The following is a 15740-nucleotide window of genomic DNA, read 5'->3' on the forward strand; positions in this document are numbered from 1 at the left end:
GGCATTGGGCATTGGGCATTGGAAAAATCTTCCTTTGTCCTTCCGTTTGCATAGCGTCTCCGTTATAAAAAGTTTTGTACCCCGTTGGGGATGACATAGCCATCAAAGGAAGCCTGATTTTTAGACTTCTCTGCTTGCCCAATGCCCCATGCCCCATGCCCCTGCTCCATGCCCTACGCCCTACGCCTTGTACCCTTGTTATACCAGCCATACCACTGTTTAGCACTACGAACTGCAAACCAGAGCAGTATTAAAGCAATTACTCCTCCTTGCCAGGGAGCATCAAAGGCAAAAAGCACTAGAGCAATACACAAGGTATCTTGAAGAAATACTGCCCACAACGGTAAGCCACGTAACCGATAGAACCAACCAACTTGGACTAACTGGAGTACCAAAGCTAGCAAACCCCCAATTATGGCAATCAGCCAGTTTGGCGTTGCTGTTGCGGTAGCTACTCCTAACCCCATAATTGCGCCCACGAGGGGAGACATGAATAACTGAATCAGTTGGAGCAATCTTTGCCCCCATAGCTTTTTTGAGACTAATAATTCAATTAATGACCAACTGGTGAGGCAGCCTAATAATATTGGTGGAGAAATGTGGGATAAAATTGGAACTTGTGACCACAAGTTACTACCCTGCAATAGTCCAATAATTAGCAAAGGTATGCCTATTCTCATTCCTGCTGCGGCAGATGCAGAAAGTGTGGCTAGGATTTCAATCATCAAAGCACTGGTAACACTAATAAATAAGTAAGTATTTGTTGTGTATACTACCCACTATGAGCAATAATTCCAGCATCAAACAAATTGCAATACTAAATTTTGTTGGTATCTTTATATAGGAATCTGCTTTGATTTTTGAACTTACTTGCGTGGGTAGGCAAGAAGGCAAGAAGGCAATAGGCAAGAAGGCAATAGGCAATAGGCAATAGGCAAGAAGACTTTTTGAGTTGTAAGGTGTTTTTTCAAAAATCAAATAAGAGTCCTATATATCTTTTTTTGTAATATCTGCGTATTTTTTAGGTAACAAGTTAGTAGTAAGCGCTTAAGCGCTCACTACAAGCAAATTAATCCTAAATACCTAATCGTTGGTAAACTTCTTCTAAATGCTGGAGATGTTGCTGGGGGTCGAAACACACCTCTAGTTCTTCTGGAGACAACTTTTGAGTAACACGCGGGTCTTTGCTAATCAAGTCTTGGAAATTGCCTTCTGGCTTGTTCCAAGCAGCGTGAGCGCTTTCTTGAACGATCGCATAAGCATCTTCTCGGTTGCTTCCCTTATCTATCAAAGCCAGTAGCACTTTTTGACTGAACACAACACCGCCGTAACAGTTGAGATTCCGTTTCATGTTCTCAGGATAGACCAATAGGTTTTTCACCAAGTCGGTTATTTCTGACAACATAAAGTGGGTCAAAGTGCAAGCATCTGGCAAAATTACCCGTTCTACAGAACTGTGGGAAATATCCCGCTCATGCCAAAGAGCAACGTTTTCTAAAGCTGCACCGGCATGACTTCTGACGAGTCGTGCCATTCCCGTCAGGCGTTCCGAACGGATGGGGTTGCGCTTGTGTGGCATTGCTGAGGAACCTTTCTGACCTTTGGCGAAAAATTCTTCAACTTCCAGAACGTCTGTTTTTTGCAGATTGCGAATTTCTACAGCAAAGCGTTCGATGGATGCGGCTAGCAAAGCTAATTGTTGCACGTAGTCGGCGTGGCGATCGCGGGAAATAACTTGGGTTGAGGCTGTATCAGGTTTGAGTCCGAGTTTTTCGCAAGCGATCGCTTCTACACGGGGTTCAACATTGGCATAAGTTCCCACCGCACCAGAAATCTTACCCACAGCGATCGTTTGGCGGAGTATTCTCAGGCGTTCTTGGTGTCGCAACACTTCTGCTAACCAACCAGCTAGCTTGAAACCAAAAGTAATCGGTTCAGCGTGAATACCATGCGATCGTCCAGCCATCACTGTATGACGATGTTCCCGTGCTTTTTGGCGAATTACCTGAATCAAATCTTCCAGACGTTGCAATAATAGATCCAGGCTGGCAACCAATTGCAATGCTAAAGCCGTATCCAAAACATCCGAACTAGTTAAACCCAGGTGAATATAGCGTCCGGCATCACCAACATATTCATTGACATTTGTCAAGAAAGCGATGACATCATGGCGGACTACAGCTTCAATTTCCAGTACCCGCTTCGGGTCAAAATCTGCCTTGGCTTTAATTTCCTCAACTGCCTCAGATGGAATGTAACCAAGTTCAGCTTGAGCCTCACAAACAGCAATTTCGACTTCCAGCCAAGTTTTTAGTTTATAGGCTTCACTCCACAGATTAGCCATTTCGGGCAAAGTATAACGCTCAATCACAGTTCGGCACAGAATACAACCGTCATATTCTACAGTCTAATTAATGTAGATCACTTTTTAATGCTACTTTTTGCTGAGGGACGGAGCTAGTTTTTGCATCCGACATGATGATACTAATCCTGCCGTCAGCTTCCATATATGCAAACTTCACATCGGCTATAAATTCTACACCTTGCTGACGTAACTTGCTCATCAATTCATCATCTGTAATTAACTCTCGTTGCAAATGACGCTGAATCATCCGACCATTTTTTACCAATAGCAGTGGTGGCTGATTCATAAAACGTTGGAATTGGGGTATTTTGTAGCCTAACCAGTTCAGCAAGTAACTCCAAAAAATCACAGTTCCTACCAGGATAGCACCCTCAGTAATCGATGTATAATTACTTGCCATAGCATTTTGAGCAGCTTCAGCAAATAGCACAACCACGAGTAAATCAGTGATTCCTAGTGTTCCTAGTTGTCGGCTAGGAAGCACACGTAGCACCGAGAACAGCGCTAAATAGACCAGCGAACCACGGATAATCAACTCAAAGACGCTGATGCTAGGAACAAAAATTGCCTGCCAATTGATAAAAAACCATTTTTCCATTAGCACTGATTTTCTCCCTGGTTCAATAGAATTCTGGAAAAAATCCAGTATAAGGTTATTTACGTAAAACAGGCTTTAAGCCAGGGTTTGAGACTGATTAAAATCGCTGATTTTTTCTTCTCTGTTGTAAGCGTTTGGGCTTTCTAAAAGACTGGAATAAACGATTCATAAAGCGAGAAAATGGCTTTTTATTAGTTGATGATTGCCCTTTTGGAGCCGTGCCATTATATTCCGTGTTATCAGATATAGGGATGGCGTGTTTAGTTGGGGTTATGCCGCTGCCGTATCTTCTGGAATAAACTTGAGTAAATTCAGCACCGAAGAAAAGAATCTGTGCGGCATAGTTAACCCAAGCTAAGATTACTACCAGTGAACCAGCTGCACCATAAGCTGAACCAAAACTGCCATTACCTAAATACTGTCCTAATAAAAATCTCCCAATGGAGAATAAAAAGGAGGTGAGCATGGCTCCAATTAAAACATCACTCCAAGCAATTTTGACATCTGGTAGGACTTTAAAAATGAGTCCGAACAGGAATGTAGTGATGGCGAAAGAGAGGATGAAATTGAGAATCTGCCAGATAAAATCAAGACCTGGGAGCAAGTTGCTAAAATATGTTACTAATGCTGCTAAGGCCGTACTAATTACCAGAGAAACTAAAAGTAAAAAACCAATACCGATCACCAGTGCAAAGGACAAAAAGCGTAGGCGAATAATGTTAGTTACGCCGCGTCCAGGTTTCGGTTTCACTTCCCAAATCGTGTTAAGGGAGTCTTGTAACTCAGTAAATAAACCAGTAGCACCTAAGAGCAAAACTACAACACTAATAATGGAAGCGATCGCTCCTGTTTGTGGTTTGTTAGCATTGTTAATAGCTGTTTGGATAAATTCTGCGCCATCTTGGCCGACTAAACCTTGAATCTGTCCGACGATTTGACCCCTTGCCGCCTCTTCTCCAAATACTGCCCCTGCGATCGCAATTACAATAATTAGCAATGGTGCAATAGAAAAAATTGTGTAGTAAGCCAACGCCGCCGCTAACCGTGAGGCTTTATCCTCACTCCATTCTTTAAACGTCTCTTGGAAAAGCTTCCAAATTGCTTGCAAATTCATCCAATCAGTCTCCTTTTAGGGGATGTTGCTTAGTCCCTGATATATTGGATACTGATTGACTGGGTGGTGACATCCTCCCAAGGGAGTTTGTGCAGCATTCTGGAGGAGGAATTTAGAATTTTATAGGGACAGGACAATGCGATGTCTACGACAGGCGTAGCTGCGGCGATAATAAAGATGACTCTGTTGGCGAATTGCAATCGCTATCCTCAAAGCCTTGAGATGTCATAGCGCCTCACGCCAAAAATTGTGGTTTAGATGAATTCGCCAACAGTCTCTAAAGATGGGCTGATAGTTGATATAGCAAAGCATATTTTTACCTAGAAGCAATGACACAGACCGCAGCAATTACAGAAGCGATTACCACTTTTGAGGATGCAGAAAATCGATTTGGTTTTGTCCGTGTTGAAAACGAGCAATTTTTCCCAGAGTGGTATGAGGGATTGTCTGAAATTACGGAAGCGGAAAAAGCCTCTGTGGATGTCGTGCGTCGGAGGTATCTTTATCACCGTGCCGGAGGTGATTTACTAGAAGGGACAGTCATATTGTTGTTGGTGTCACCAATACTTGCACTTTCTGGATTTTATGATCCTCCTTTCAGAATTAAGGCTGAATCATCCGTGGCACTCATGCTGAATGATGGCGAGGAGATACTGCGGGGACGGATTGATGTTTTAGTGTTACAAGATCAATTATGGGTGATGGTGTTGGAGTCGAAAAAAACCACACTCTCAGTTTGGTCGGCTGTACCACAAGCCCTAGCTTATATGATGGCTAACCCCAATCCCAGTAAACCTGTGTTTGGGATGGTGACAAATGGAGACGATATTTTATTTGTCAAAGTGACGCAAACAAATATACCACAATACGATTTGTCAAGAGTCTTTGCTCCGTTTGCATCCGCGAGAGAACTGTACGCCGTTTTGCAAATTCTCAAGCGTATTGGTCAGTTAATTTCTCCTACGTCTTAGAGGTTGTTTGAAAAGCCCTGATGTAGAGACGGCGATTTATCGCGTCTTCAAAGACCAATTATCTACACCAAGAACCCTTAACCCAGGCGTATTGGTTTCTAATACCAATTAAATTAATGATTGCAACACATCCTTGGGTAAAGACGCGATTCATCGCGTCTCTACAAATGGTCTATTTGTGGCATTCTTTTTTCAAATTGGTATAACCAATCTTTCATTGCATTCTGTCGATTGTGCGATACTGAATCGCTTCCGCTACATGATTAGTTTTTAGTTCATCTTCTGCCGCTAAATCTGCAATAGTCCGTGCTACTTTGAGAATGCGATCGCTAGCTCTTGCCGATAAACCTAATTTTCTAATTGCTACTTCTAATAAATTCCGACTAGCATCATCTAGTTTGCACCATTTCTGGAGATGACGACTTTGCATGTGGGCATTACAACGCAGATTTGCTTCTCCTTGAAAGCGGGTAATGGCGCGATCGCTTGCTTGTTGAACCCGTTCGCGGACTGATATTGATGTTTCTCCCGTCGGTTGTTGGGTAATTTCTTCTGGTTTCAAGCGATTCACTGCAACTTGTAAATCAATTCGATCCATCAATGGCCCAGAAAGCTTGGCCCAATATTGCTCGCGTTGGCGGGGAGAACAAGTACATTGTTGGATGGTATCGCCATAGTAACCGCATGGACAAGGATTAGTACTCGCCACCAAAGTAAATTGTGCAGGAAACATTACCGATAATTTGGTGCGGGAAATTGTGACGTAGCCATCTTCTAAAGGTTGACGCAGAAATTCTAAAACATCTCGTTTAAATTCTGTCAACTCGTCTAGAAAAAGTACACCTCTGTGAGATAATGAAATCTCTCCAGGACGAGGGAAGCTACCACCACCTACGAGAGAAGGCCCGGATGCCGAGTGGTGGGGACTGCGAAAAGGGCGATCGCGTACCAATGAACCACGATTTTTCAGTAAACCAGCCACCGAATGAATGCGAGTCACTTCCAAAGATTCGGCAAAGCTCAAAGGCGGTAAAATTCCCGGTAAGCGCCTTGCTAGCATGGTTTTCCCACTACCAGGTGGCCCGACAAAAATTAGATTATGCCCACCAGCCGCAGCAATTTCTAAAGCACGACGCGCGTGAGCCTGTCCTTTCACATCATGCAAATCTGCGCCAGGGTAAGATTCTTTTGTGATCTCCGTTGTACTATCCATCTGTACAGGTTTGTAACGCCCCGGATTATTTAAAAAATCCACCACCTCAGACAAATGTTTGCAACCGAAAACAGCCAAGCCTTCGACTACTGCCGCTTCTTGGGCATTATCAGCAGGGAGAACTAAACCGGCAATTCCCATCTTTTGGGCTGCTGCTGCGATCGGTAATACACCAGCCACAGGGCGTAAGCTGCCATCCAAAGAGACTTCGCCCAAAAATAGATAATCCCCCAATAAATCAGCGCTAACTTGCTCAGAAGCCGCCAAAATTCCCACACTAATAGGCAAATCGAAACAGGGGCCTTCTTTGCGTAAATCTGCCGGAGTTAAATTAATTACTATTTTTCGCATCGGAAAGGCAAAGCCAGCATTTTTCAAAGTTGCTTTGACTCTTTCTCTTGATTCTTGAATCGCTGAATCTGGCAGTCCCAAGACAACAATTCCCGGTAATCCCCCTGACACATCGACTTCCACGCCTACTTTAACGGCATCGATGCCCACAATTGATGCACTCCAGACTCTAGCAAGCATTTCTTATATAAGAGTAAACCTTTCAAATCTCTAGCAAATGAGTTGGTAGATTGGCATTAGTGAAACCACATAGACGATTTCTCCACTTACCGCTTGCAGCAAGTGTAGGCTTCCCAATTCATTGGTAGTCTTTGTTTGGCAGTAGTGCCAAACTGTAGTATCAATTAAAAATTTGCTTTCGAGAGTTTTTCAATTTGTCCGGTAAAGTATGCTTCCTCATGTTTGAGTTGTTGCGCCAGTTCTAGCCCTTTTTGAAAAGCTGTTAGTGCTTGCGGAAACTCTTTGCGTTCTAGATACAATTGCCCAATTTGGTCATAAGCTTGCATCATTCCGTAAAAGTTGGCAGCTTGTGTCTGTGTCTGCACAAGAATTTGGCTAGCCTGCAAAGCCTCGTCTGTTTGTCCTTGAGAACGGTACAGCGCAATTAACTTCTGCAAAGCTTCACCAGCACGAGCATACTCCTGTAATTGCCAAGCAGTGGTATAAGCTTCTTGATAATTGTTAAAAGCTTCTAGCAGTAAGTTAGGATCTTTCTTGGCTAGAAGTTCGTAATCTGAGGCGATCGCTAGTTTTAATTCTGGTATTTCAGTAAGCTTATTCTCATTGACATAAATTTCTACTAGTTTATTAAGTACATTCAATGATTGCTGTGGTTGTTGGCTCTGCTCGTAGATGTAAGCTAGTCGTTGCAGATATGTTACCTCGTTTACACGTTCACCTTGGGCAGTAGCTAAACTCAATAATTCTTCGTAGATTGGCGCAGCTTTGGGATAATCAAACCAACTCAAATGCAGTTCTCCAATTATTTTGAGGGTTTCTACTACGGCTGTTGTATCTTGTTGCTGTCGTATTACTAGCAAAACTTGGTCGTAAGCTTCCAGAGCTAGTTTAGGCGATCGCACATTTTGGTAAGCTTGACCTAGCGATCGCCACAATTCTAAATCAATTGAAGCAGTTGTTTTCTGAGATTGGGCCTGCTTTTGAATCGCTTGCAATCGTTGAGTAATATATTGTACTTCTTGTCCGTCATTTTGATTCCAAGCGATCGCCCCAACTCGTGATAGTGCTTGCACCTCTGTTAATGAACCAAAAAATCGCCGCAAACGCAGTTCCCGGTTCCAAATTTCAAACGCCCCTACCTTATCCCCTGCTTGCAGTTTCGCCGCAGCTTCTTGATTTAACGCATCTAACGCTGGCTCTAACTTTTGCCGTTCTTGGAGAGTTAACGGCTGTTTATCTTTAGGCGATCGCGGTAGCAGTGGATCAGGTGTGGTAATCTCAAGAGGACTAGGAGGAAATTTATCCGGTGGTTTGGGCTTCTTACTCTGTGCCAGCGTCAAGGAACTGCTAAAGAGTATAGTGGCAGTAACGATTACAATTAAGCGCCTGAGCATGGGTACTTTACTTTGCCTTGAGTTGGTTACATAAGGTAATTCTACGATTCATCTAAAGCATCCTGATTTTCTACAGTTAGAGCATCCATCTTATATCTAAGTTCAATAATTGCGTAGGCAAAGCCGGCCAAAGGTATCGCAGTCGGGATTTTTGAGTCGAGAAAGTGTCAAAATAATTCTAGATAATTTTTAAGCAACTAGTTAATCGTTTTGTAATGACTCATTCCACTGATATCGCCACCTTAGCCCGCTGGATGGCAGCTGACTTTAGCAATCAAGAACAAGCTTTTGAAAATCCGCCTTTTTATGCCCATATCCGCGTCTGTATCCGTCCTCTTCCCTTGGAATTGTTCTCAGGGGTAAGTTTGTTTCTCGAACAAGCTTATGATTTTATGCTCAATCAACCCTACCGGATGCGGGTAATGAATTTGATACAGGCAGAAAACCATATTGCTATTGAACACTACACCGTTAAAGAAGAACAAAAATTTTACGGTGCATCTCGTGAACCCGAACGCCTCAAAGAGTTGTCTGTTGAGCAATTGGAAAAAATGTCAGGTTGTAACATGATTGTAGAGTGGACAGGTAAGAGCTTCAAAGGCAGAGTTGAACCTGGTAAAGGCTGCATAGTTGTACGTGACGGCAAAAATACTTATCTGGATAACGAATTTGAGATTGACGCTAAAGAATTTTTCAGCCTCGACCGGGGAAGAGATTTAGACACCGACGAACGTCTCTGGGGTTCTATCGCCGGCCCCTTTCACTTTGTCCGTTGGAGTAATTTTGCCGATGAAGTAAAAGTTTAAAACTCATAACTCTAATCTGCTAAGAGTTTTTTGTGCAGATAGTCAACCCGTCATTAGGATTTTCTAGCGATCGCCTAAATACTACTAGAAACATCCAGTTAACCCACTATCTCTAGCTCAGAATCCTATGCTATCATGGTTTAACTAGCGCCCAATGCCTACTAAAATATCTTAAAAAGATTAGAGTAGTTCCGGGAATCCCGCTGTGGCGGCATAGCCAAGTGGTAAGGCAGAGGTCTGCAAAACCTCCACCCCCGGTTCAAATCCGGGTGCCGCCTTTAAATAAATATAATCATTACAGGGCTTTGAAGCCCTTTTTTGATGGGAGTTGTAAGGCTGGTTTCCAGAGCCTTACAAGATTTTTGGGGTAATTTTGGGTAGTTTGGGGAAACAACTGGGGTAAAACTGGGGTAAATATGTAAGGTAAAGGTGTTTACCCCAATAGACATTTCTGGGGTAAAACTGGGGTAAAGTGGAAAAGTAAAAATGTTTACCCCAGTTAATTAAGCTTATGGAGCCTAAAAAATCTCAAAGTATTGCCAGTCGGGGTTCGGTGCAGATAAAGAACTCTAACGGCAGTCTCCAATTAGTTTTTTCTCATCCTATTATTACGCCCACTGGAGAGCTAAAAACCAAGCGTTTCTATCTTTCAACAAGGCACGATGATACACCTTTTGGAAGACATCAAGCATCGGCTTTGGCGACAAAAATCCAGAGAGATATTGACTATGGAGAGTTTGATGCCAGTTTAGTTAAGTACAAACCAGCAGCGTCATTAAGCACCGTTACCCCAATTACCCCAATTACACCTTCACCTAAACCCCAACCAGACTTGGGAGAATTATGGGAAAAATACACTGAATTTAAAAAACCACAGGTTAGTCCTTCTACTTATGCGGTTGACTACCGCAAGTATCGCAATCACATTGCTAAGTTACCAACTAAAACTTTAGATGATGCGATCGCAATTCGAGACTATTTAGTTGCACATCTCAGTGCTAATGCAGCTAAACGTACTTTGACAAATATAAATGCTTGCTGTGATTGGGCACTCAAGAGCCAGCTAATTGAATCAAATCCCTTCCCAAGTATGGCAAAAGATATCCAAATACCGAAGTCAGAATCGGCAGAATATGAAATTAATCCCTTTACTAAGGAAGAACGGGATAGCATAATTCAAGCGTTCGAGGAGAGTAAGCTCTACAGCTACTATGCTCCTTTAGTAAAATTATTATTTTTTACTGGATGCAGACCATCCGAAGCGATCGCTCTACAATGGAAGCATATCAGTGATAAATACATTACCTTTGAGCAAGCAATTACCATCAGTACTAAAGGGTTAGCTCTGAAAGATGGATTAAAAACCCAAAGCCAAAGACGTTTTCCGATTAATAATCAGCAACGTGAAATTTTAAACTCTATCAAACCTGAGAACTCTAACCCAGATGATTTTATCTTTAAAAGCAAGAAAGGTGGCATAGTAGACTTTGGAGATTTTCTCAATCATGCCTGGAAAGGTTACAAAAATCATCATGGTACACATATAGATGGAATCGTAACTCAACTTGTAAAACAGGGTGTAGTCAGCGAATATCGCAAACCTTACCAATGCAGGCACACTTTTATTACTCTTTGCCTTGAAGCTGATATTGATGCGAAGGATGTAGGAAGGTGGGTTGGTAACTCTCCAGAAATTATTTACAAGCATTACGCAGGTAATAAACGTAACCTACAGGTGCCAGAACTATAAATTTGTTGAATTAAAATATAGGCAGGGTTAGCGCGTCTCAAACCCTATTGACAGGGGGATTTATGGCAGAGGTACTGAGTTTGAGAGAGCCGCAGCTAACACAGAAAGCATATAGCGATCGTTCATAGCTGCCCGTCGTGATTTTTGGCGAATACTGCGACGAAAAGACGATTCTCGCTCTAATGCATTAAGAGCAATGCGACGTAGTAAAGCAAAGTTTTGTGGACTGTGTAAAGAACGAATTCGGCATTCAACAAGAGTGGAAGGTAACATCCAATGTCCAATGAACAGAATTTTCTATTCCCCAATGCTGTCGAATTGCACTAGCAATCTTGTTTGCATCATTAATAAGGCTAGTAATGTAAAATTGTACTTCGTGTGTTGTTTTATTCCAATGCTGAATCGAACGTACTACCATGACTATTGTTTTTAGTCCTCCCCATAAATCTAGTTGATAAAGTCCAGGAATCTGCGACACAGGTACGGTGTAAACTGTACGTTTTTCGATGCGGTAATGTCCTTTTTCAATACGTTGACTAATACCGATATCAATATCTTTAAATCCAATGGATTGTGCTGCCTCAAACCAATTTTTTACTTGTTGATGGAGTGTTGGGTGATTATCTTTCAGACTCAGAATATAATTCGCATTAGCTGCAATAATTTTCTCGGCAATCAATTTCTGTGAACACAAAAGCATCAATGGTAATGATGCAGCCAGAGATGTCTAATATGTCCAATAGTGCTGGAATTGCAGTGATTTCATTTGATTTAGAACTGACCTTTGTTTGTCCCAAAACTAAACGATATTCACTCGACCAGGCACTCACTGTGTGCAAGGCTTTTAGTTTTGATTCTCGGTTATAAGACCCTCTATGAGTTTTGCCATCTATAGCTACTACTTCTACTCCCAATTTCTCAACCAAGGATTGAACCCACTGCCGAAAACATTGCTCAAATTCTTTTGGGTTAATTCTTTCAAATACCCTCCTAAAAGTATCGGGGCTGGGTATTCCCAATGGTAGTTCCAAAAACGTTTTCAACCACTCTTGTTTACTTTAGCGACGTTCTTCCCCTATGGGGGATATTTTTGGGTAGTGAGCGAAGACCACGACCATGACAACCGCACCGAACTACGGTGCGTCATACTGGAGGGGCTGGACTAGGATTAGCCATTGCACAGGCGATCGTACAAGCTCATCAAGGCACGATCCAAGTACAGAGTGAGCTAGTGGTCTGTCAATTTGCTATTTGTGGATAAAGACGGTTGAGACGGATACGGGCATCCGCTGTTGTGAACCGATTATTGAGGAGACTGGGTATTGGGGAGCCAGTCGCGTGCAAAGAGAAGTGCGGTCTTTGGGAGACACTGCGTTGCGGTGAGGCACTTGCTGTCTTGGCGGTTTCCGTCGATAGCAAAGTGCCGAACCCGGAGGGAGGTTCCCTCCGTTGTAGCAAGTGTCGTCTTTGCCCCTTCGGGTGACGCTCCTGCGTCGCTAACGCTACGAAGATCGGAAGTTTCAACTCGACGGGAACCGGAGCCACTCCGGTCTTGGGGTCTCCCCAAGTGGAGGATGTGGCATCCAAGACTTGAACTTCCTCACCAAATGGAGCAACTTCGGAGGGTTTCCCCCGTTGAGCGAACTGGCGTAACTGAGAAAGGTTAAAGGGAAGTTATTTGTTTTTCCCCTTACAATTTTGCCTTGTCCCAATCCCCAATCATCATAATTTCCTCAGAAAGTCCTTAGATTTCTTCTCTATAGTGTCAACAGAGTTCAGCACTGGCATGATAGCAACGCTGTTTCAGCGACTGACAAAACCCAGTCTAATGCAGAATTCTAAACACTCAAGTATAGATCATCAGGAGACTTAAAATTATGGCACTCGTTCGTTGGGAACCTTTCCGAGAAGTTGAAAGTTTGCAGCGGCAGTTAAACCGCTTGTTTGATGAAATAGCACCGACAGGTCGTAGAGAAGAGGAAGGCATTGCCTTTATTCCCTCCGCAGAGATTCAAGAAACCCCTGATGCGGTTCATCTCAAGGTAGAAATTCCCGGTGTAGACCCCAAAGACCTAGATGTGCAGGTATCGCCAGAGGCAGTATCTATTTCCGGTGAGCGCAAGTCAGAAATCAAAACGGAAGAAAGAGGCATCACCCGCACCGAATTCCGCTATGGCAGGTTTCAGCGCGTAATTCCGTTGCCTACCCGTGTCCAGCACGATCAGGTGCAAGCAGAATACAAAGATGGCATTCTCAAGCTGAGGCTGCCCAAGGCTGAAGAAGATAGGAACAAGGTTGTGAAAGTAAACTTAGGTGACGGGCACAGGGGCAACGGGCAAGGGCAGTGACGCAATGTTTTCCAAAGCACTCCCTTAAGAGCAGGAGGTGACAACATGATCACAACAGCAACAGGCGAACTTAGCCTCCCAGTTAGCGATGCCTTCTCTTTCAGAGACGCTAGCGCGAACGGCACACCTGAAAGTGAACGCGACCATATCCGAGGGTCAAAAAACGCACCCGTCACCCTCGTGGAATACGGCGACTATGAGTGTCCCTATTGCGGTCGTGCCCATTTCATCGTCAAAGAACTCCAGCAGTTGACCGGGGATCTCATGCGCTTTGTCTACCGCCACTTCCCGTTAAGCAGTATGCATCCCCACGCCGAGCAGGCAGCAGAAGCAGCAGAAGCCGCTGGGGTGCGAGGTAAGTTCTGGGAGATGCACGACCATCTCTTTGAACATCAACAGGCGCTTGATCGCAAACATCTAATAGAATATGCCGCTAACCTCGGTCTTGATGTGCCAGCCGAATCCTGAGTGCTAAGGAGCCAGGGGCAGAAGGTTCAAGGATAGATTCTTCCCTCTGCCAAAAGGTCACAAGCCCACGCCAGTTTGCTCAAGTCGGGAAACCCTTACTTTCAGAAGCCGTTGTTAAATCCCCTAAATTTATTTATGGGGATTCCCATTCTGCCCTCTGCCTTCTTAATACCATTTATTCAACTTGTCCTGAATCCAGACTATCAATTTTTTATCCCAATCTTTGAAGGAGGTTGTTAACGATGGCAAAAATCGTTGGTATTGATTTAGGAACTACAAATTCCTGTATAGCCGTAATGGAAGGTGGACAACCCATCGTCATTCCGAACACAGAAGGCGGTCGCACAACTCCGTCTGTGGTTGCCTACACCAAGAAGGGCGAAAAACTTGTCGGGCAAATTGCCAAGCGCCAGGGTGTAATGAACCCAGAAAACACCTTTTACTCCGTTAAGCGGTTCATCGGGCGCAGGTATGATGAAGTCACCCAAGAGGCAAAACAAGTTACTTACAAAGTGGCACGTGACAGTAATGGCAATGTCAAGCTACACTGCCCCGCTCTGAACAAGGAATTTTCACCCGAAGAAATCGCGGCTGAGGTAGTCCGCAAGCTGATAGATGATGCCAGCACATATCTGGGGGAACCAGTGAGGCAAGCGGTAATTACCACCCCTGCCTATTTCAATGACTCTCAACGGCAGGCTACCAAAGATGCCGGTAGAATTGCCGGGATTGAAGTTCTGCGAATTATCAACGAGCCAACGGCGGCTGCCCTCGCTTACGGACTTGACAAGAAAACTAACGAAACTATCTTGGTATTTGACTTAGGTGGTGGAACGTTTGACGTGTCTATCCTAGAAGTGGGTGATGGTGTGTTTGAAGTGAAAGCTACCAGTGGCGACACCCACTTGGGCGGTGATGACTTTGATAAGAGAATCGTAGACTGGCTAGCAACCGAATTCCAGCGTAACGAAGGCATCGATCTGCGTAAAGACAAACAAGCCCTGCAACGCCTCACCGAAGCAGCAGAAAAAGCCAAAATTGAACTGTCAGGCGCAACACAGACGAACATTAACTTACCTTTTATTACCGCAACCCCGGAAGGCCCGAAACATCTAGATATGACCTTAACGCGGGTACAGTTCGAGCAAATGTGCGCCGACTTGTTCGATCGCAGCCGCATTCCTGTCGAACAAGCTCTGCGCGATGCTAAACTGAGTCCCGCAGATATTGACGAAGTAATCCTAGTGGGTGGTGCAACTCGAATGCCGGCTATCCAGCAACTGGTGCGGCAGATAATAGGCAAAGACCCACACCAGGGTGTCAACCCGGATGAAGTCGTAGCAGTGGGTGCAGCGATTCAGGCGGGTGTGCTTGGGGGTGAGGTAAAAGACGTACTGCTCCTAGATGTCACGCCGTTGTCGCTGGGTGTTGAAACTCTAGGTGGTGTGACGACCAAGATTATTCCGCGCAATACCACTGTCCCAGTGAAGAAGTCTGAGGTGTTCTCAACGGCGGCTGACGCACAAACAAACGTAGAAATCCATGTTCTGCAAGGTGAACGCGAAATGGCATCCGACAACAAGAGCCTGGGAACCTTCCGACTAGATGGGATTCCTCCAGCTCCCAGAGGTATGCCACAGATCGAAGTTACCTTTGACATTGATGCTAACGGGATTCTGTCAGCAACTGCCAGAGAAAAAGCCACAGGTAAAGAACAGTCCATTAGCATCACAGGTGCGTCTACCCTCGACAAATCTGAAGTCGAGCGGATGGTGAAAGAAGCCGAGCGCAATGCGGAAGAAGACCGTAGGCGGCGCGAACAAATTGATACCAAAAACATGGCAGATTCTGTTGCCTATCAAGCCGAGAAACAACTTCAGGATTTGGGCGACAAAGTGCCACCAGCAGACAAGTCCCGCGTGGAAGGCTTAATTCGAGACTTGCGTCAGGCAATTGAGCAGAACAACATCGATCGCATGAAGTCCCTCACCAACGAAATTCAACAAGCCTTGATGCAAATCGGCACTGCGGTCTACTCACAAGCAGGTGCATCTCCAAACGGTGGTACTTCTACAGACCGTCAAGGCGGCGGTGAAGATGTCATCGATGCAGACTTTGTGGAACAAAAGTAACAAGACGCAGCGAGCAGTCCGTTGCTCTGGTTTTCAGAGTTAAAAGAACT

At 44.3% G+C, this 15740-nt stretch carries 14 protein-coding genes, 1 tRNA gene and 2 pseudogenes; 8 read left to right on the forward strand and 9 right to left on the reverse strand.

The window, feature by feature from the left end; genetic code table 11:
• Positions 1-173 precede the first annotated feature (173 nt).
• The 4 genes from ABF638_RS15305 to ABF638_RS15320 all read right to left on the reverse strand — a co-directional run bounded on the left by ABF638_RS15305 (position 174) and on the right by ABF638_RS15320 (position 4077).
• Positions 174-725 (reverse strand): DUF4126 domain-containing protein, encoded by a 552-nt coding sequence (locus ABF638_RS15305; protein ID WP_069069179.1) that lies wholly within the window; start codon positions 723-725, stop codon positions 174-176.
• Positions 726-1075: 350 nt separating this feature from the next.
• On the reverse strand, positions 1076-2371 hold the full coding sequence (gene purB / locus ABF638_RS15310; protein ID WP_435023591.1) for an adenylosuccinate lyase: 1296 nt from the start codon (positions 2369-2371) through the stop codon (positions 1076-1078).
• Positions 2372-2411: 40 nt separating this feature from the next.
• The gene (locus ABF638_RS15315; RefSeq protein WP_435023593.1) at positions 2412-2963 is read right to left on the reverse strand and encodes a DUF421 domain-containing protein; all 552 of its coding nucleotides are present in this window, start codon (positions 2961-2963) and stop codon (positions 2412-2414) included.
• Between the two features lie 97 nt (positions 2964-3060).
• The gene (locus ABF638_RS15320) at positions 3061-4077 is read right to left on the reverse strand and encodes a YihY/virulence factor BrkB family protein (protein WP_435023594.1); all 1017 of its coding nucleotides are present in this window, start codon (positions 4075-4077) and stop codon (positions 3061-3063) included.
• Between the two features lie 329 nt (positions 4078-4406).
• Here ABF638_RS15320 and ABF638_RS15325 point away from each other — a divergent pair, with 329 nt between their 5' ends.
• Positions 4407-5048: a type I restriction endonuclease gene (locus ABF638_RS15325; RefSeq protein ID WP_435023595.1), complete on the forward strand. Its 642-nt coding sequence runs from the start codon at positions 4407-4409 to the stop codon at positions 5046-5048.
• Between the two features lie 214 nt (positions 5049-5262).
• Here ABF638_RS15325 and ABF638_RS15330 read toward each other — a convergent pair whose 3' ends face one another.
• Both ABF638_RS15330 and ABF638_RS15335 read right to left on the reverse strand, forming a co-directional pair.
• Complete coding sequence (locus tag ABF638_RS15330; protein WP_435023596.1) at positions 5263-6792, reverse strand: YifB family Mg chelatase-like AAA ATPase; 1530 nt, start codon at positions 6790-6792, stop codon at positions 5263-5265.
• 164 nt (positions 6793-6956) lie between these two features.
• A complete protein-coding gene (locus ABF638_RS15335) occupies positions 6957-8186 on the reverse strand; it encodes a tetratricopeptide repeat protein (protein WP_435023597.1) in 1230 nt (409 codons plus the stop codon).
• A gap of 215 nt (positions 8187-8401) precedes the next feature.
• On the opposite strand from ABF638_RS15335, the gene ABF638_RS15340 reads away from it, so the two are divergent.
• The 3 genes from ABF638_RS15340 to ABF638_RS15350 all read left to right on the forward strand — a co-directional run bounded on the left by ABF638_RS15340 (position 8402) and on the right by ABF638_RS15350 (position 10742).
• The gene (locus tag ABF638_RS15340) at positions 8402-8992 is read left to right on the forward strand and encodes a chromophore lyase CpcT/CpeT (RefSeq protein ID WP_181928984.1); all 591 of its coding nucleotides are present in this window, start codon (positions 8402-8404) and stop codon (positions 8990-8992) included.
• 207 nt (positions 8993-9199) lie between these two features.
• A tRNA-Cys gene (locus ABF638_RS15345) sits at positions 9200-9270 on the forward strand.
• Positions 9271-9503: 233 nt separating this feature from the next.
• Positions 9504-10742: a tyrosine-type recombinase/integrase gene (locus tag ABF638_RS15350; RefSeq protein WP_435023599.1), complete on the forward strand. Its 1239-nt coding sequence runs from the start codon at positions 9504-9506 to the stop codon at positions 10740-10742.
• Positions 10743-10802: 60 nt separating this feature from the next.
• On the opposite strand, the pseudogene ABF638_RS15355 reads toward ABF638_RS15350, so the two are convergent.
• Positions 10803-11442, reverse strand: a pseudogene (locus ABF638_RS15355) (ISAs1 family transposase).
• Positions 11393-11785 (reverse strand): ISAs1 family transposase, encoded by a 393-nt coding sequence (locus ABF638_RS15360; protein ID WP_435023601.1) that lies wholly within the window; start codon positions 11783-11785, stop codon positions 11393-11395. The pseudogene ABF638_RS15355 and the gene ABF638_RS15360 overlap by 50 nt, the downstream one beginning before the upstream one ends.
• A 98-nt stretch (positions 11786-11883) precedes the next feature.
• On the opposite strand from ABF638_RS15360, the pseudogene ABF638_RS15365 reads away from it, so the two are divergent.
• Positions 11884-12003 (forward strand): annotated as a pseudogene (locus tag ABF638_RS15365) (ATP-binding protein); the annotation flags it as partial.
• Here the strand turns inward: ABF638_RS15365 and ABF638_RS15370 are convergent.
• Positions 11982-12287 carry a hypothetical protein gene (locus ABF638_RS15370; RefSeq protein ID WP_435023603.1) on the reverse strand — a complete coding sequence of 102 codons (306 nt, stop codon included), beginning with the start codon at positions 12285-12287 and terminating at the stop codon, positions 11982-11984. The pseudogene ABF638_RS15365 and the gene ABF638_RS15370 sit on opposite strands and share 22 nt — an antisense overlap.
• A 332-nt stretch (positions 12288-12619) precedes the next feature.
• Here ABF638_RS15370 and ABF638_RS15375 point away from each other — a divergent pair, with 332 nt between their 5' ends.
• The 3 genes from ABF638_RS15375 (at position 12620) to dnaK (ending at position 15690) form a co-directional block, all read left to right on the forward strand.
• The gene (locus tag ABF638_RS15375; protein ID WP_011316759.1) at positions 12620-13090 is read left to right on the forward strand and encodes an Hsp20/alpha crystallin family protein; all 471 of its coding nucleotides are present in this window, start codon (positions 12620-12622) and stop codon (positions 13088-13090) included.
• 45 nt (positions 13091-13135) lie between these two features.
• Positions 13136-13558, forward strand: a complete 423-nt coding sequence (locus tag ABF638_RS15380; RefSeq protein WP_435023605.1) for a DsbA family protein — start codon at positions 13136-13138, stop codon at positions 13556-13558.
• 242 nt (positions 13559-13800) lie between these two features.
• Positions 13801-15690, forward strand: a complete 1890-nt coding sequence (gene dnaK, locus ABF638_RS15385; protein WP_435023607.1) for a molecular chaperone DnaK — start codon at positions 13801-13803, stop codon at positions 15688-15690.
• Positions 15691-15740 lie beyond the last annotated feature (50 nt).

It is taken from the genome of Nostoc sp. CALU 1950 (genome assembly GCF_051172895.1).
Classification (GTDB): Bacteria; Cyanobacteriota; Cyanobacteriia; order Cyanobacteriales; family Nostocaceae; genus Nostoc; species Nostoc edaphicum_A.